This is a genomic window from Demequina lignilytica, from assembly GCF_030418375.1.
GTDB classification, from domain to species: Bacteria; Actinomycetota; Actinomycetes; order Actinomycetales; family Demequinaceae; genus Demequina; species Demequina lignilytica.
This window is the reverse complement of record NZ_JAUHPZ010000001.1, coordinates 34,732-51,712: the sequence shown is the minus strand read 5'-3', so window position 1 is coordinate 51,712 and position 16,981 is coordinate 34,732. Positions and strand designations below refer to the sequence as shown.

The 16,981-nt window shown below is 64.9% G+C and carries 17 protein-coding genes; 8 read left to right on the top strand and 9 right to left on the bottom strand.

Translation table 11 applies throughout. The features are described from left to right. The first annotated feature begins 32 nt into the window (after window positions 1-32). Window positions 33-1,271: a HEPN-associated N-terminal domain-containing protein gene (locus QQX13_RS00265; protein ID WP_301152053.1), complete on the top strand. Its 1,239-nt coding sequence runs from the start codon at window positions 33-35 to the stop codon at window positions 1,269-1,271. A 37-nt stretch (window positions 1,272-1,308) separates the two neighbouring features. On the opposite strand, the gene QQX13_RS00260 is transcribed toward QQX13_RS00265, so the two are convergent. Continuing rightward, a complete protein-coding gene (locus QQX13_RS00260; protein WP_301152527.1) occupies window positions 1,309-2,490 on the bottom strand; it encodes a PD-(D/E)XK nuclease family protein in 1,182 nt (393 codons plus the stop codon). Window positions 2,491-2,728: 238 nt separating this feature from the next. Here QQX13_RS00260 and QQX13_RS00255 point away from each other — a divergent pair, with 238 nt between their 5' ends. Beyond that, window positions 2,729-3,535 (top strand): methyltransferase domain-containing protein, encoded by an 807-nt coding sequence (locus tag QQX13_RS00255; protein WP_301152052.1) that lies wholly within the window; start codon window positions 2,729-2,731, stop codon window positions 3,533-3,535. A 760-nt stretch (window positions 3,536-4,295) separates the two neighbouring features. Further along, window positions 4,296-4,625 (top strand): hypothetical protein, encoded by a 330-nt coding sequence (locus QQX13_RS00250; protein ID WP_301152050.1) that lies wholly within the window; start codon window positions 4,296-4,298, stop codon window positions 4,623-4,625. A gap of 71 nt (window positions 4,626-4,696) precedes the next feature. Here the strand turns inward: QQX13_RS00250 and QQX13_RS00245 are convergent, their stop codons facing one another. Next, window positions 4,697-5,458 (bottom strand): DUF6308 family protein, encoded by a 762-nt coding sequence (locus QQX13_RS00245; RefSeq protein ID WP_301152049.1) that lies wholly within the window; start codon window positions 5,456-5,458, stop codon window positions 4,697-4,699. 250 nt (window positions 5,459-5,708) lie between these two features. Further along, on the bottom strand, window positions 5,709-6,470 hold the full coding sequence (locus QQX13_RS00240; RefSeq protein ID WP_301152048.1) for an SHOCT domain-containing protein: 762 nt from the start codon (window positions 6,468-6,470) through the stop codon (window positions 5,709-5,711). Window positions 6,471-6,774: 304 nt separating this feature from the next. On the opposite strand from QQX13_RS00240, the gene QQX13_RS00235 reads away from it, so the two are divergent. The 4 genes from QQX13_RS00235 to QQX13_RS00220 all read left to right on the top strand — a co-directional run bounded on the left by QQX13_RS00235 (window position 6,775) and on the right by QQX13_RS00220 (window position 10,155). Beyond that, window positions 6,775-7,074 (top strand): hypothetical protein, encoded by a 300-nt coding sequence (locus QQX13_RS00235; RefSeq protein WP_301152046.1) that lies wholly within the window; start codon window positions 6,775-6,777, stop codon window positions 7,072-7,074. 53 nt (window positions 7,075-7,127) lie between these two features. Next, window positions 7,128-8,216 (top strand): DUF932 domain-containing protein, encoded by a 1,089-nt coding sequence (locus tag QQX13_RS00230; RefSeq protein WP_301152044.1) that lies wholly within the window; start codon window positions 7,128-7,130, stop codon window positions 8,214-8,216. A gap of 79 nt (window positions 8,217-8,295) precedes the next feature. Continuing rightward, a complete protein-coding gene (locus tag QQX13_RS00225) occupies window positions 8,296-9,195 on the top strand; it encodes a DUF4192 family protein (RefSeq protein ID WP_496111607.1) in 900 nt (299 codons plus the stop codon). 57 nt (window positions 9,196-9,252) lie between these two features. After that, window positions 9,253-10,155 carry a tyrosine-type recombinase/integrase gene (locus QQX13_RS00220; protein WP_301152041.1) on the top strand — a complete coding sequence of 301 codons (903 nt, stop codon included), beginning with the start codon at window positions 9,253-9,255 and terminating at the stop codon, window positions 10,153-10,155. Window positions 10,156-10,257: 102 nt separating this feature from the next. Here QQX13_RS00220 and QQX13_RS00215 read toward each other — a convergent pair whose 3' ends face one another. From QQX13_RS00215 to QQX13_RS00190, 6 genes are all read right to left on the bottom strand, one after another. Beyond that, the gene (locus tag QQX13_RS00215) at window positions 10,258-10,692 is read right to left on the bottom strand and encodes a hypothetical protein (RefSeq protein ID WP_301152040.1); all 435 of its coding nucleotides are present in this window, start codon (window positions 10,690-10,692) and stop codon (window positions 10,258-10,260) included. Between the two features lie 53 nt (window positions 10,693-10,745). After that, complete coding sequence (locus tag QQX13_RS00210) at window positions 10,746-11,531, bottom strand: hypothetical protein (protein WP_301152039.1); 786 nt, start codon at window positions 11,529-11,531, stop codon at window positions 10,746-10,748. Between the two features lie 74 nt (window positions 11,532-11,605). Continuing rightward, complete coding sequence (locus tag QQX13_RS00205; protein WP_301152038.1) at window positions 11,606-13,075, bottom strand: hypothetical protein; 1,470 nt, start codon at window positions 13,073-13,075, stop codon at window positions 11,606-11,608. 468 nt (window positions 13,076-13,543) lie between these two features. Continuing rightward, window positions 13,544-14,902, bottom strand: coding sequence for a MarR family transcriptional regulator (locus QQX13_RS00200; protein WP_301152036.1), 1,359 nt, complete (start codon window positions 14,900-14,902; stop codon window positions 13,544-13,546). 319 nt (window positions 14,903-15,221) lie between these two features. Then, window positions 15,222-15,410 carry a MerR family transcriptional regulator gene (locus QQX13_RS00195; RefSeq protein ID WP_301152035.1) on the bottom strand — a complete coding sequence of 63 codons (189 nt, stop codon included), beginning with the start codon at window positions 15,408-15,410 and terminating at the stop codon, window positions 15,222-15,224. A 183-nt stretch (window positions 15,411-15,593) separates the two neighbouring features. Then, window positions 15,594-15,923 carry a hypothetical protein gene (locus QQX13_RS00190; RefSeq protein ID WP_301152034.1) on the bottom strand — a complete coding sequence of 110 codons (330 nt, stop codon included), beginning with the start codon at window positions 15,921-15,923 and terminating at the stop codon, window positions 15,594-15,596. Between the two features lie 467 nt (window positions 15,924-16,390). On the opposite strand from QQX13_RS00190, the gene QQX13_RS00185 reads away from it, so the two are divergent. Next, the gene (locus QQX13_RS00185) at window positions 16,391-16,975 is read left to right on the top strand and encodes a helix-turn-helix domain-containing protein (RefSeq protein WP_301152033.1); all 585 of its coding nucleotides are present in this window, start codon (window positions 16,391-16,393) and stop codon (window positions 16,973-16,975) included. Window positions 16,976-16,981: the final 6 nt, after the last annotated feature.

Genomic DNA, 16,981 nt, shown 5'->3' with positions numbered 1-16,981 from the left:
ATCGATAGAAGCCTTCTGAAAGGGAGTTGACCGTGGACGACAGCCCTGGATCGTGGAGTTCCTCCGACAAGAACGTGTGTTGGCGCTGCGTACACAACGACGACTACCTCATCGACAAGCTACGCAGCGCCGGTATCGACAGCGAGGAATGCTCGTACTGCGGGCGCACCGGGGCTGCACCCCTCGACACCTTGCTTGAGCTCGTCGAGATCGCGGTGGCGAGTCGTTGGGAGGACGCTGCCTCAATACCCGGCGTGTATTCCACGGCAGATGGCGGTTATCAGTTTCCTACCCGTGATCTATGGGATGTCCAGCAGGACCTTCTGGGCGACTATGTCGACGACGGCGACCTCATGAGCGACGTTCTGGAAGCGTTCTCCCCGCAGCTGGTCGCCGAATCTTGGGGTGACGACGACGAGATTCTCGGTGATCCGTGGGAGCGGTTCTCCAACTTCGTCATGCACCGCACGCGCTACATGTTCTGGGCGGACTCTGAGTCGCTGAACAACAGCGAGGAGCGCTGGTACGGGGGGAGCCCGGTCACCGCCCTCGATGACCTCGCACGACGTCTCCATGCACACGGACTGGTCCGGTCCATCGCGCCCGAAGTCAATGTCTGGCGCGCTCAGGGGCACCGGGGACCTGACATCGAGGGCGGTGCCACGAGCACGAGGCTGGGCACCGTGCCCAAGGACAAGGCCTTCTCGCCGAATCGAATGAGCGCTCCCGGAGTCCCGATGTTCTACGGGTCTCTCGAGCGAGACACTGCGATCGCGGAGGCAACCCGCCACGGCGATCCACACCACGATCACGCGACGGTGGCGAGCTTCCAGGCCACACGTGAGCTCGTCGTGCTGGACCTGACCAATGTCGTAGTCCCCGCGGAGCCATCGGTCTTCATGGACACCTCCGACCCGTCAGCACAGGCGTACTACGACGCAAGCTTTCTCGACGACTTCGTCTCGACGGTCAGGAAGCCCGCGTCCGAGGATCCGGGACGTCGTGGTATCGACTACGTGCCCACCCAGGTCTTTACCGAGTTTGTCTTGCACGCCATGGGCCAGATGGCCGAGCCCCCGCAGCGCATCGACGGCATCCTCTATCCATCAGCCGAGGTCCCCGACGGCGTGAACATGGTCCTTGACGTCACGAACAGATGTTGCGTGGAGGCTGCGTCGGCCTTCGCGCTCGCGGGCAACCGTCTCGAACTTGTGCTCGACGCGGACTCCATCGTCGTGGCACGGCGGGATTGGATAGTGAACGAGTTGTGACGAGTTCCCTATGAACTCGTCACACGAAGGCCTTCTGCTATGCGCGTGTCGAAGCGGTGGGTGGTCCAAGCCGGGCGAGGATCGCGTCGTGCAGTCGCGTGTCGTCTGGTTCCAGACCGTCGAGGACCTCGCTCAAAGCCACCGATGAAGGCCCGATCTCCAAGGGCAGGCCACCGCCTACGAACACCCGCGAGTAGTCGATGTCAGCTGAACTAGCGACGCTCCAGTAGTCATCGCGTTCGACCGCGAACCACGCGGACGGGCCGAACTTCAGTACGACGCTCGCGCCCTCCGCAGATACGTCCTCACCGACCCTTATGCGAATCGTCCACTGGAAGATCCCTTGGAGGTTGGCCTTCGGCGGCTTGACCGATTCTTCCCCGAACGTTTCCTTCAACTGCATCGCAAGCGGACCGGCGGCATATGCCTTGAGCCTGTCCTTGACCCGCTGCAGCAGTTCCCGCCCTTCACCGAAGCGTTCGACCGCCTGCTCGGCAAGGTCGTTAGCGAACTGCTCGGCGGCGACCTGTGCTCGGCCCTGGTATCGACCAGCCTCGCCGGTCTCGCACATGGCGACCACGAAGTCCAACGTCCCGCCCTCTTCCATGACACCCTTGCCCTTCGCGAACTTGCGGTGCATCTGCTGAACGAACCAGTACGCCTCGGGATTCTTGCGCTGATACTGGCGGTCAGCGTCGAGTCCGAGCTTCAGCGGCCCCAGCACTGCCGCATAGGTGACTACCGCAGCGTTCTCCCAGCCGCGGGTTTGCAGGGCGCGGTCTTCGTCGTGACACAGCAACACCACAGCGCCCGTCTTGCCGTCACGAGTGCTGTACGCACGGTAGTTGTGGTAGCCATGGCCGTGTCCGTCGGACGTGGCGTAGTTCTCGATCACGATCACCGCGTCGTCGCTCTCGAGCACAAGGTCGGCGACGTCTGCACCCTCACCGGGCAGTGACATGTTCACTTCCTGGCGCACCCAGTAGCCACCTGTCGGAAGCGGATCCTCGTCGTGGCGGCTGTTGTTGACCGCGTCGACGAAGATCCGCACGACCGAGCCTCCGAGACTATGGGTGCCGTCGGCATCGAGGAGCCATCGGAAGACGTTCGAGATCTGCTTCTCGTGCTGTCCGTGGTGCATGACATCGAACACGTTGAAGCCGACGTCCGTCGAGCGACCCAGCACGGGAAGCAGGTAAGACACGAGATCAGGCCGCATCGCCACACTCCAAGTCCTCAGTTTCCGCGCTCTTGACCCTACCTAGGCTAGCCGCCAACTTCACAGCGCAATGAAGTCTGCTAGCTCGCACGCTGCCGTAGTGACCTGCGGCGACGCCGTGGACCCGCGGGGGCGCGACGTCAGACAGTCGTGCCGCCTATGCCCCACCGGTGTCAGAGGTGACCGTGATACTGGTGCGGCACGGACTTCGTGGGCCGTGTCCAACAAGGAGCCAGCGATGATTACGAGAGATGACTACGACTGGTGGCTCGCAACCGCATCCCAGGTGGACTGGACGTGGGCGAAGACCTACGCCGACACCGCACCCCACCACTACGTAGTCGAGGGCCGGACAACTGGGATCCACCACGACGACTTTGTCCGCGCTGCACGTGTCATCCACACCTTCGGCCAGCCGGGGAAGTACTACGGCACAACGAACATCTACCTCGAGAACCCCGAGGCGCGCCTGAAGTGGTGGACGATGGACGCCAACGTCACCGACACGAATCTCATCAACCGAACGACCACGGATCGCCTCTATGGTGTGCAGAACGCGCCCGCGACGTACTCTGGCATCGAGTCACAGTACGACTCGATCGCGACGACTTACGACATCGACCGGCCCATGGCCGAGGAGGTCGTCGAGATGCTTCACGAAGCCGTCCGCGGGGCCGCCGGGCGCTACCCGCCCTCCGTTCTCGACGTGGCCTGCGGAACGGGTCGGGCGCTCGATCTCGGGCTGGCGCTGTCAGACCGTTATGCGGGCGTGGACCCGAGCACACCGATGCTCAACCAGCTAGTGCGCAAGCACCCCAAGGTGGCTCGCCTCTACCCGACGACCATCGAGCACGCCCTGACGGAGCGGCTGTTCACGCCCCGCCAGTTCGAGATCGTGACCCTCATGGTCGATGAGTCCGACAAGTTCTCCAGTGAGACCCTCACAGCGGTCTCGCGGCTGGCGAGCCGCGCCTTCGTTCACGTCCGTGGCGATCAGGTCACGGTGCACCGCTGCGAGCGGGCGTCGGCGGACACGCCCGCTTGACGCATACCCCTTGACTCCGCGATACCGGACTCGCCCACGCGCCGACAGCGGCCCTGGGTGCATCGGCCAGCCCGACCGGTAGGCGTCGGAGGCGCGTCTGCTCGCTCCAGATCTTTCTCATCCAGTTTGTCTCGGACTGCCAAGCGCACACGTGAGGCGGCAACAATGGCGGACAACATGACGCGCGAATCGAGCGGACCAACTACGGCTCGCATGGCTGGATCGTCGTCTGGTTCGCTGCATGGTTCATCGCAACGGGGATCGTGGTCGGGGGGCCTGTTCGGCCCCGAGCTCAGAGTGGGACCAATGGTTGTCAGCTTCATCGTCGCGTCTATTGCAAACATCCCTGTGATGGCCTTCTAGAGCGCAGTCACGCGGATCGTGCAGAACTCGGTTCTTGCGGTCGAAGACTCCCTGGCGGTGAGCTCGCCCTCGGCGTCGCCCCAGCAGGTACGGAATCTAGTCACTGGACGGGCTTCATGGCCCTGTCGTAGGACTCCGGTGCGTTCAATGCAGACCCTCTTCGCGATGCCGGAGGTGGCCTTGACAATCGGGGTCGACACCGCCCTGAGATCTAGGGGTACAGGCTTGAGCCTTCTGGTGAGGTCGACTTGGGGCACCAAGCCTGTGCCGATCTATCCGCGCTGAGTTCCGTCCGACAAGATGGCGGCCCCCTGCCCAGGATGCTCCTGAAGTTCCGGCGCATGACTTGACCGGACCGCTAGCAGGGGTTCGACCTGCCAGGGTTCGACTGGGGCTCGTGATCGCGCAGAAGGGTAGCGACCGTGTCGCGATCCTCGCGGAGCGTACGCATGACGATGGCAAGGTCCCGCGCGTTCTCTGCTCCCTCGCGAACCGCCGCTTCCTCAGCCGCGATGGCCTCATCGATGGCAGCCAGGGCCTCGACGGCTCGCCCGAGGTCGAGGTAGCAGGCTGCGAGGTTGGCCAGATGGAGAGGCAAGTCTCTGAGCGCCTGAGGGTCAGGATCGACTGCGCCTACCGAATCCCGGGCGAGCGCGACCGCCGCCTCGAGAGCCGCTGCCCGGCCCGCCGCGTTGCCGTGGACGCTGTGCAGATGCGCACGACTTGAGAGCGCCCATGCGGCTTCGACCATCCCGTGCGCGCGGTCTTCACCGCCGCGATGCACTTCAGGGGACTGACTCACGCGCGCAGCACCTCAGAGCGGAACTCCATCCAGATCACCACGTCGACCACGCGCAGCGGAGAGATATGGCTCGGGATCCCAGCCGCGGCGGCAAGGTCTCCGGCGTGAGCGATGAGTGTCTTGCCGTGCGCTGGATCATCCTTGAGCAGCCAGCTGCGGTACTTCGCCCACATCATGTGCGTACCGCCCAGCTCGAGCACCTGGTCAATGACCTTGTCGTACACCGGGAACAGGGTGGGGCGCTTGCGGGCGAGCAACTTGCTGGTCTTCGTAAGCCCCATCCCGGGAGCCTTGCCAACGAGCGTCCACAGTTGCGACCCTGCCGACTCCCCCTCTTCACGCAGATGGACGGCAGCGGCCTCATCCTCGAACGAGACGTCGACCGGGATCTTCTTCAGTAGCGCGGTCGCCTCGGCCTGAAACGCGTCGCTCATGATATACGCCGCACCCTCTCCAGTGACGGCGACGGAAAGCATCGACAGCGCCAGCAGGTCGCCTGTGCCGATCTTGTACGGGTCTGACTCAGCCTGGGCGAACGTCTCGAACAGTGATCCGGTGAAGAACTCGCCCTCGTTGCCGAAGTACTCCCGAAGATGCCCGACAGCCCTGCCTCGGGCTTCGTCTCCAGTCCCCAGAACTCGTGCGACCCTACTGCCATCAATCTCAGACACCACCACATCACTCCCCTCAGTCAGGGCGTCCCCCGCCCGCAAGAATATTGGCACCGACCACCGACACGTCGTCGCGAGGATGTTCATTCGCTCCTACCGTGAGCCGACGTGAACAAGCGCGCCTCCGTCACGTGTCTCCTACGGACGCGTCACGCTCTGAGCAACCTGTGCGCGAGACCGACCAACACACGTTTTCTTGCGGGCGGTCAGTGGTTGTCCCGACGAGGCGGCACTTCACCTGGCATCGGATAGAGCACACCGGCGCCGCCCCAGTTCGCGCGCGTGGGTAGCCCCGCGGAGTTTCAGCGAACATTAGTCATGCGAGCCGGACGCCGCACTAGCTACGCCGCAGAAGCTGCGCCTTTGCTTCCGCGAACTCCTCGTCGGTAAGAATCCCTTCGTCACGCAGCGCCGCGAGCTCCCGAAGCTCCGAGACCAGCGCGCTGTGGGGTTGGGGCGCGGCGGGTTGCACCAGGTCACCTGGAACCGCGGGTGAAGGATCCGGTCCTGTCGGTTCTTGCGGGGCGAGCGCAACCACGTCAAAGAGGTCGATGAGCGTCAGAACCTTCGTGCCGTGACGAATGGGCCAGGTGACGAGCATCCTGACACCCACCTGCTCGCCTTCGACTGTCTCCAGAATGTCCAGACCGTCGTCTCCGATGGTGACCAGTTCCGCCTCAGGCTCTCCCCAAGTTGAGTCGACGACGTCGCCCTCGCCGGAGTACTGAATGTGCCTCACGAGAATCGAGTCTCCCCGCTTCAGGGTGTCGCCTGTCCCAGAGTCGATCACACGCCACAAGGCTCCCGAGATAGTGAAGGGAGCCTCAAACTCGAGCACGCTCTCGCTTCCGACATCCCCGACAACGCGCACCGCTTCGAACCGGGCTTTCTGTTCTTCCGAAGCTTCACCGGTGATTCCGACCCAGCCGTCAGCAAATCCCGACAACCATTGGGTGGCAAAAGGTGTTGCGTGGGACCCCAGGTATTCGCCTGCCGAACCTTCGTATCCCAGGCTCTTGACGGCGCCATTGACCAGATCAGAAAGGAACCCCATCGAAACCACGCCCCTCAGCGAGAAGGAAGATGCCCACGTGCTCATTATGGACCGGAATCGACGATGCCAGCCGAGCACGAAAATTGGGCGATTGAAGCCTTCGCGATATCGCGACACCCTGACAGGCCTTGGCGCAATGACACTATCGATGGATTGCCTATTCCCAGGTAATGAGCCGCTTACGTATCTCGAGCCTCACAAGAAGAGGCACGCTATTTGACAGTCGAATGGTAGAATAGAGGAAAGCACCGAAGGTCTGCCCGAAGCGGGCCGTCACCATGCATGTGGTCGGTGTGGACCCACTGCCCGGCGCATCCGCGACCGGGCTTTCTTCATGTCTGGAGGACCAATGACAAGCCCCCATACCGATGCCTGGACTGCCGCCGCGGCCTGGCTAGCCGTGGCCCGCGACGAGATCCGCGTGCTCGGACTTGACGCGTACAGACTCGCAGGCGAGGCACGCGCGCAATGGCACGACAGCCCGCGGTTCCGCGCATCAGTCTTCCGCGAGCTCCTGCGCGGCCTCGCTGCAGCAATCATGCAGGGACCCCGCGCAGCCGTCCTCATGCTCGCGGCTGCCCTCGGGAACCTGATCATCAGCGTCGCGAACATGCTCGAGCATCCCTCGGCGTTCGAGTCGAGCTTCTAAGAACCGCCCCACCACACCAGCCCCGGCTCCCTTGAGGAGACCGGGGCTTTGTCATGTCCAAGGAGGACACCATGAGCAAAGAAACTCTCACGCACCTCAACACCCAGACCCTGATCGGCCACACAGCCTCGCGGGGCACCGCTTGGCACTACCGAGCCGAACTCCAGGGCGCTGAGTCCAACCACTATCGAGGCGAAGTCCCCGTCGCCGATGTCGCTCGCCGACTGTTCGACTGGGAGGCATTGTCGCGCCCCATCGCGGTCGAGAGGCCTGCAGAAGTCACGACCATGACCCACCTTGATGCGAACGGCTCGCCCGTCCGATGGGTCACAGTCGAAGGCCGTCAGGCAATCGTCCGCTCGGACCGTTCAGACGGCCATGTGATGGGCATCTTCACTGACGCCTACCAGCCGCACCCCTACAGGACATGGCTGCTCGAGACCGTCGCCAACCTCCTCGACGATGACCTCGCGATCAGCTCCGCCGGTCTCCTCCGTGACGGTGCCGTCGCATGGGTGGAGGTCTCGATCCCCGAGGCGATTACAACCCCAGAAGGAGTCGAGTTCCGCCCCAACCTGCTCGCCACGACCGCCTTCGACGGGTCGCTCGCGACCACCTACAAGCGAACTGTGACCGATGTCGTGTGCGACAACACCCGTGCGGTCGCGCTCGCCGAGTCCGGCGCCACCGTGCGGGTGAAGCACTCCCGCAACTCCACGATTCGCCTGGCGGACGCCAGGACGGCCCTGGCCATGGTGTACGACACCGCCGACGCGTTCTCCGCGCAGGTGCACTCCTTGTGCCAGGTGCCGGTGTCGGAGAGCACCTTCGGCGCCTTCGTCGACGCTTGGGTGCCTCGTACTGACTCCCGCGGCGACCCGCTCGCGGGACGCTCACTCACCGCTGCGAACTCCAAGCGCGACGTCCTCCACACCCTGTGGAACTCAGATCCGCGCGTGGCGCCCTGGCATGGCACCGCCCACGGCGTCATCCAGGCGGTCAACACCTACGAACACCACTCGCGTGCGGTGCGTGGAGCCTCCCGCGCGGAGCGCAACATGCTTCGAAGCGTCACCGGAGACTTCGACAAGTTCGACAGCGCGGCTCACACCACCCTCACGCAAGTCATCGCAGCGAGGTAGATCTCCTCAGCCCGGCCTCGTCGCGCCTCCCTCCAGAGGCGCGACGAGGCCTTTGCCATGCCAACCGAAAGGATTCTTCATGTCCATGTCGCCCAAAACACTCACTGACTGGCCCGCCATCGCTGTCGCCGCGTGCGGGTTCACCCCTGACGACTCACTCGTACTTCTGCCCACAGCACCTACCCGCTGCGTAGCGCGGATCGATCTTGCACCGTTGCTCGCTGGTGGAGCAACAGAAGTGGCGACCCGGGTCGTGCAACAACTCAGCGCAGCTGGAGTGACCGACCTTGTCGTCGCCTACTTCACCGAGCGTGACGCGGCCACGCTTCGCATGCTCGACGAGGAACTCACACACGCACTCGAGGCTGCGGGCACGACGCGCGCCCGCACCGTGCTCGTCGACGCACCGGCGACCGGCGTCCTTCGTCGAGACCTGGCAGCCATCGCTCCCGCACACCCCGCAGCAGTCAAGCGGGCCGCGCGGGCATTCAGCGAGACGACTCCCTCCCTCTCGGACTATCTGGCGGCCCTCGAGCGAGTCCGCCATGCCAGGTACATCCCCGCCGCCATGGTGGGCGCAGCCGGGGCCTGCCTCAGGTCGCCGCTGTGGCGCGACGTCGTTGTCATCCTCATGGCTGGCGTCTCCCTACCCGACATGCAGATCCTCGAGCACGACGGCCTCAGTGAAGACCTCGCGACGCAGGCACTGAGCGTCCTGTTGCGCAGATCGGCGCCTCCGACAGCGGAGGCCCACCAGCACGAAGCCCTCCTCACCCAGATCGTCGCCCACCTCGACCCCACCGATCAGGCACCAGCGCGATGTCTGCTCGCGCTGATCGCGTGGTGGCGCGGCGACGGTGCCACAGCGAACCGGCACCTCGAAGAGGCCCTCATCGCCGACCACGAGTACCGGCTCGCCGAGCTCATTGCCATGAGCCTCACCCCCACCACACCCATGCAGGACTCCCTCCGCAGCTGACTCCACGACGGGGTGTCGCCGTGCCGCAGCGCGGCGACACCCCAGGAAGGCACCACCATGCACCCCACGCCACACCGCCGCGACAACCGTTCCTTGCGAGGGGCGCGCCGCCGAACCATCACGTTTCGGCAGTACTACGCGGACTACACGACGCGACAGATCTGGTCGCCACAAACCGCTCGCGCCGTCGACCTCGCCGCACGCGCCTTCCCCTTCGCAGAGGTACCGATGCGTCGCCTGACACCCGTGCACATCGAGACATGGGTCAAGAAGATGCACGACAAAGGGTTGGCGGCTGCCACCATCCGCACGCGCTTCGCCAACATCCGAGCAATCCTCTACGCCGCCCAGAGGGACGGAGCGATCACACACAACCCGTGCACCGGTGTGAGACTTCCTCGCGCCAAGGGCCGGGCGACCACCGCAAGCATGCCTACCCCTGCGCAGGTCGACCAGCTCGTCAGAACGTCGCCCGCACCGTACGACCGGCTGTTCGCAATCTGCGCGTACGCCGGTCTGCGACTCGGAGAGGCACGCGCCCTCACCTGGAGCGATATCGACCAAGAAGCGGGCACCATCCGCGTCCAACGACAAAGTCGCCTTGTCCCAGGGGGCGGATTCGAAACCACTCCACCGAAGTATGGGTCGTACAGGGTTGTTCCTATGAGCGCGCCGCTGTTCGACGCGCTTTCACGGCGCCCGACGCCCAAAAATGAGCTCGTCGTGCCCGGCGCTGGGGGTGAACCTGTCCACCCCGGAAGCGTCGCCCGGGTGTGGAAGCACCAGAAGACGTCGTGCGGGCTGCCACACGCGTTGCGTCTGCACGACCTCCGACACTTCTACGCCTCGTCCCTCATCGCTTCCGGCGAGAACGTGCTCACCATCCAGCGCAGGCTTGGCCACGCCCGCGCATCGACGACGCTGGATGTCTACGGCCACGCCTTGGATTGGGCGAACTGACACTTGACCCCCCGGTCTCGCCATGGGCGAGACCGGGGGTCAGGGCCATTCTTGCGTTCCGGGACATTGTTCTTGCCCTCGGGGTCTCGACCGCGCTTCGCCTCAGTCGCAGGTGTCGCATCGACCCGTCGCAGGCAAAGCCACGAAGCAGGTCGGACAGGTGCCGTGGTCTCTGGGCTCCCGCGCGGTCATCGTCTGTCCGCCGTCGCGGATGCTGTTCACCGGGAGTTCGATCCACCACCACGCACTGGCCTCGGTGTCGGCGTACAGCGTGTAGTCCTCGAGCGCACCCGCGACGGATGTGTGGATCGAGACGTAGCCGGAATGGATCGCGGCAACGATCTTGCCCGAGTCCGGTTCGACGAGAGCGATGTAGGCGCGAGACTGGCGCGGCACGTATATCCGGTCGTACGGGATCTTGCTTGCGATCTCGCGGACCAGCGGCCTGTTCTCTAGAGGAAGCTGTTGAGCCTCGAGAGCCCTGTCGAGGGAAGCGAAGTACTCGCGCTCTCCGTCACCGACTCTCGACGCGCCCATGGTTCGACAGTAACTGCGGATCGTATGGTTTCGCGGTGTTGCACGTGGCAACGTCAACGCGTGCGTGCCCCCGCCGGGCAGTTCCCGATGGTCAGTGAGCCCAGTTCGAAGTAGCAGTGCTCGAGGTGGGTGATCTCCGCGACGGCGTTGTCACTCGAGGCGCTGACAGTGTTCGCTACAAGCTTCTGGCGGTCCCAGCCCCATCTTTGGTCATCGGTGCGGGTCCTGCAGCCGTAGCCGCAGGTCGAGTAGGTTTCGTTGAGGTCGTCGATGAAGTCACTGAGCTGTTCGCATCGGTCCTGTGCCGTCGAGTCGAGCGCCATGCCCACACACACGGTGTTGTACATCGCCACGTGCTGCGACAGGCATCCGTAGAAGTCTTCGTCATCGCCGCATAGATAGTCACCCGTACCGATGAGGCGATAGTTGCCCGCGTATGCGGTGTGAGTGGTTGCTGAGCGCGCCTGCTGGTCGACCACCTCAAATGAGTAGGCGTTATTGAGGCCCGTGTCGACGAGCGCCCATCCGGAAAGCCCGAGGATGACTGCGGTGGCGGTGGCGGTGGTGACTACGGGAACCCACAGGGGCTTGCGCGCGCGAGAAGTACGCGGGCGCGGATCTTGCTCGTCGTCACTTCGCGGGCGCAGGTGGCCTCGACGCGCCCACAGGAACCACCCCACGGCAGCCGCTGACTGCAGGGTCACGTCCAACACCCAGGCGATGTTGAGCGCGATACCCCAGGCTCCGAACAACGATGGCGATCCGGGGCCATGGACCAGGTTTGCGATGGCGACGGTCGCGAAGATCGCGGCGAGCGCGTACTTGATTCCCCTCAGCATGGGCGCACGGTACCAACAGGGACGGCGTTATCGGATTGCGGATCGCTCACATGCCAACCGCAACAGAAGGCGCTTCAATCGCCGAGTACGCGCGCCTTGGCTGCTGCGAACTCTTCTGAGGTGAGGGCGCCAGCGGAATGAAGAGCTGCAAGGCGCGCAAGCGAGTCGGCGAGATCGTTGCCGCCTCCCGCTGAAGGCAACACCTGGGCCGATGGCATCTTTGCGTTGCTCCGTGCTTGTTCGACTTGGGCTTGGAGCCGGTCAGAGAAGTCGCGTGGCGCGTCGAACGCGATTCGACGACCATCGCCGAGAACAGTGACCCGAAAGCCGGATTTCTGGGGCGTCGTGCGGACGTCCGTGACCTCGCTCAACCTCAACGTCGCCGTCCGGCGCGGGCTGTGAATGCCACCGATGACCGCAGGTACCAGAGCGCCTGGCCCTAACAGCAGGCCTGCGCCTAGCGCCGTTGCCCGCCCCGGAGAGACCTCAAAGGAATCTACTTCGAGCCGGTCTGGATAGAGCCGAGCGAACAGCGATGGGCCGTCAAGCTTGCCAGGGCGGAACTGCTGGGCCTGCATCAGGGGCTCCTCGTCACCGGGCAGTGCCGCAGCGGCGATGAGGCGCTCAAGACGGACGAAGAACTGAGGGGCGTCCAGGGGGTCGAGGTGACACAGGTACTGGCGCTCAAATGCCCACGGTTCACCGGTCTTGGGGTGCAGCAGGGGCATCCCGTTCGCGGGGTCGATGGCGTGACCCGTGACCGCGAGCCTTTCCCCGTCACCGTCACGTGACAGCGACGCAGCGGTGAGTCCCCGCAGGTCAACGGCATTGTCGTCAGCGGAGACGACCGTGACCCCCATGACGATCACGCGACGGTTGGTGACAGCTGCCAGTCCCCATTGCTTCTCGTATCGCGACATGACGACGGTTGCCCCGCACAGTGCGTAGACGTACTCACCGGCTTCCAACCGATTGGCGAGGCGCCCCAGGCGAGGGGCTACCGCGCCTGTCCCGTGTTCGAGCCGTGCTATCGCGCGGGTGATGTCAGAGCGCTCCTTGCCGCTACCTTCCACAGACTCCTTGGTCCACACCGGTTCATCGGTTGTGTCGAGCCATGGATTGCGGGTCCACGTGATCTGGTTTGCGATGGATGAGCAGACTGCATTGATGACTGCGTCGTCGAACCGTAGCCTGCGAAGCGCTCTGGCGAACGGCTGTCGCTTGAGGTCAGCACCGCGATACAGCGGGCCGTAGAGCGTGCCGATGTCGATGAAGTCGTTGCCAGCCTGCCCCGGCACCGTGAGCAATACCCGACAGCTGTCCGCGCGAGCCGAGTTGAACGACCCGGCAAGGCGCACGCGAACCCGGGCATTGCCGTGCTCGTCTGCGATGAGCCGCAATGATTCTCCGGGAGCTAGTGGCAATCGGGGGTTCTTCGGACCGCAATGCAGGATGCGGGCATCGGTGCGCACCAGGTAGTGGCCGGGCCGGTCCGTCGAGGCCGATGCAACGACCGTTTCTCCAGGGTCAAGCACTCGTGCCACGAAACTTCTCAGACGCGGAGAATACTCGCTCTCATCGACCAAGACCCGGCACCCCCACACAGCCCCCAGTGGACGCGAGATCTGCCTCCCCCATCCTCATGTCGACACTAGCGCAGGTGTACACACGACTACGTCAGCTCGAGCCCGCGCCCACGGCTCGGGATTGAATGTCTCGCACGTCGGACGCCCACGGCGCAACCGCATGTCCCCGACCGATGACCTGCACTGGGTGTCCCGGCATGGCTATCGCAGGGTGGTCGGGGCCGGTCGCAGGGTGGCCGGAGGCTCACTGTGAACCTGGCTCGCGGTGTGACGAGTTGTACGGGTATGCACCACACGAATCCGCTCTCGCATCGCGGCCCGTGTGAACTGGGCTGCCAAGACTGAACCAGTTTTGACACCCCCCCACATAGAAGTGGTTCAGTCTTGGCGCACCGCAACACCATCGGTCGATGTGCCCTGATGCGCTCACTGTCTGCTCCGCCAGCTGTCGCGTTCATGCTCGTGACGGCGGCGCGCATCCTGGCGCGCGATAGTGGCCTCCGCGAACATCCCCGGATAGGGGGTCAGACCGGTCACCGCGTATCGATCCCCTTCGAGCCTCACGAGACCCGACTCGAGCAGACGGTCGATGTGACGGTGGATGGTCCGTCTGTCGGCATGGAGTCGGCTGGCGAGCTCCTCGACCGTGCAGCCGCCTTCGCTCGCCAGGAGCAGGCAGTACGTCAGCCCTGCGCCCGGCCCATCACCTTTGCCCTGACGGAACACGTCATCGAACAGGAACTCGAGACGCGGAGTCTCGGGTAGACCGTCGAGGTCCTCATCGGCGGCGCTGAGAACTCTGAAGGTACGCGCGCGCAGGCGCGGATCGACGACGCGGCTCTGGCGACTGCGCCGGATCAGCCCCCTGTCACGTAGCCGCTGAAGCGCCGCAGTCGCAGTGGTCGGCGAGCCGATGTTGGCGTCATCCTGCAGGGTTCGCGATGCCATCGTGATGTCCCACTGCATCACGTCTTCGACACGTTGCAGGAACAGCTCGAGGACCTTGACGTCCGTGGCTCGCGTGGCGCGATGCTGGGCGTCACCGAGCAGCTGTCGCAGACGCAGCGTGCGCAGCCGTCTCACGCGCGACAGGTGCCGCTCGCGCTCCGTGGACGCACGCTGAACGGCGTCGGGCCATACGTAGCGGGCGAACCAGGTGTCGCCCGGGTGATTGCGCCTATCAAGCGCCTCGCCGTACCTCCTCGCGAGCCACGTATCAGAGTGCTGCAGGAGGAACAGCACCTCCCATTGAGGCCATCCGTGCTCGATAAGGATGACCGTGGCCCTGAAGATGTCAGCTGACCTGTCCCCGCTGTCCCCGACACCATCGGCGATGAATGCCAGGCTTGCCGCGTTCAGCGGCTGGACTGGTTCCTCTCCACTGAGCCGGTGCAGCACCTCTTCTTCGGCGATTCCCCTCATGGGCGTGGACCTGGCCGTGCCCGAGCGGTGCAGTACCCACGGAGGACGGATCTCGTTGCGCACATCCGCACGGAGGCTCTTCGCTTCCTCAGACCAGCGCCTACGCTCGGCGTCTGCGTCGATCACCGCGAACACGTGGCATCGAGGGCTGCGGTTCTCATACGCCCCGCTAGTGCATAGAACGGCGGGGTGCCCGGCGAGGCGAAGACGGAAGTAGAGGTCAGTCGCGTCGGCAAGCGCGCCCGGTTTGTCGAAGTCCGCGGCCAGCACGTCGCGTTCGACGCGGATGAAGAACGGTAGATCTTGTTCGACGGCGTCATCGAGCGACACCCGAGCGACAAGCTCGTTGGCGTCGTTGAGCACCCGGGCCGTGTCGTCCCTCGCGAGCTGCTCGGTCAGCCGAAGGCGCACAGCCCTCGCGGGTGCTGCCGGGCTGCGCCGAGCACCGAGTGGCGTGCGCGCGCTCGTGCTGCCAGCCCCGTGCCCACCAGTCCCGGCCGCCACCGTAGTGTCGAGCGCGGTGGGAGTGCCGGGCGTGCCCCCGTGCCGATCCCGCCGCCCGGGTTGCCGCGCCGCTAGCACGCGACCTGCCGAAGGAGCGCCAGAACGCCCGCGTCGACGCACAGGTCGTGTGCCAGGTGGCAGGGGCCGCCCGCTGAGCGCTGGCGGAGATGGACCCTGATCACGCTACCTCGCTGTCAGCCTCGTATGCCTGGATGGCGTCGAGGCGGTAGCGCACGAGGCTGCCGATCTTGACGAAGGCCGGGCCCCGGCGCTGGTAGCGCCAGTTGGCGAGCACGGTCGCATCGACCTGCCAGCGCGCGGCGAGCTGCACCGGCGTCAGGAACACCTCGTGGTCGTGGTTGGACATAGTTGAACTCCGAACTCGAGCGGACACTCCACTCGTATACGGACCGAGTTCTGCACAGCCATGGTCGCCAAGTTCGTCCCAATCACGCGTCGGCGGGCACGGCCCCGGCGAGCAGATGCTCGCCGGGGCCCACGCCGACCCTCCACGAAGCGGCGAAGCCCGTCCCACGAATTCGTGACGTGACTAGACATCGCCGGGCGCAAGGACGGTGACGTGAAGAGCGCAGTCGCTGTGCCACCCGACCGAGCGCTGGCCGTAGAAGTCGACCGAGGAGACGTCCTGGCACTCGTAGAGGTAGTGGTCGCAGCCAGGACAGGTCCCGCCGTGGGGGACGCACACGTGCTTAAGGCTGTCGGGGAAGGCGCAGTCGTGGTCATCCCACGGCGGAGCGAACGGGCTCTCGTCGAGGTCGGGGGACTTCGCCTCGGTGTGCGCGCCGGAGAGGTGGGCGGCGACGGAGGCCCAGGCCTTGAGCAGCCTGCGCCGAACACCGTTCATGGGGTGCTGATTCACTTCAGGTTCTCCTTGGGAAACAGAAAGGGCCGGGAAGTCGCTTTCATGCGGCGACCAACCGACCCAAGATTGTGGACGAGCGAGACTAGGTAGTGGCAGACCTCCCCCCGTTGACGTGCAGGTGACGCGTGAGGGGCCCCAGGTGGGCGCCCGTCCCCTGGCCCCCACTACTCCGCGATGCCGCGGAGCGCGCAGTGCGACGGGAACCCGCGCGGCTCGAGAGGGGAGCCTCCTGGGGCGCCTCTGGCATGTGCGCGCCTGGCTCCTGGGCCCCGCCGCACCCGCAGGATTGGCTCTGCTGTGCACGCGGCAGGAGGTTCACGCCCGAGCGTGCCGCTGATGACATCAGCTCAGCGTGACTCGCGAATGCGTGCATCGGGTGGCTTCCTTTCTGCGGCGTGATCTCTCCGACTCGGTGCCCACTGTTACATTTCGGGATGGCATCCCGCAAGTGTTACGCTCGGGGCATGGACAACCGATCACCATCTGAGGCCGTCGACATCGACTGGGAGGCCTCGTTCGCCCGCTCCCTGCGTGCACTGCGCCAGGAGGCGGAACTCTCGCTCAACGAACTGGCCCGCCGCCTCCCGCCGGTCGACGGACGCGGGTGGCACCCTCAGCAGGTCAACCGCATCGAGAACGGCGAGCGCAAGGTGGGGCTCAACGAGGCTGTGGTGGTCGCCCGCTTCTTCAATCGAACCCTTCACCAGCTCATGGGAATGGCCGACGAGTCAGCGTCCTCGCGCGACGACTACGTCCGAACGCTCGAGAGAGTCTCGCGCGGCACCGCACGGTACGCCACGGATCTCAAGAGGGGCATCCAGTCCCTCGACGCCGACCGGGAGGCAGCAAGCGTCGTGTCGTCATGGCTAGCGCGGCAGATCGCCTCAGGCCGGGACGAGGGCCCGATGGCCGAAGCGGCAGCCACCACGGCCACGATGCTCGACACCATGAGAGCCGCCTTCGTTCAAAGCCTCCACGCCACCAACGAGGCGACCGCAGCGGCCAGCCGCTCTTCGATGTTCGTAGCGGACTGGATGTCCTTCAAGTGAGGCGAA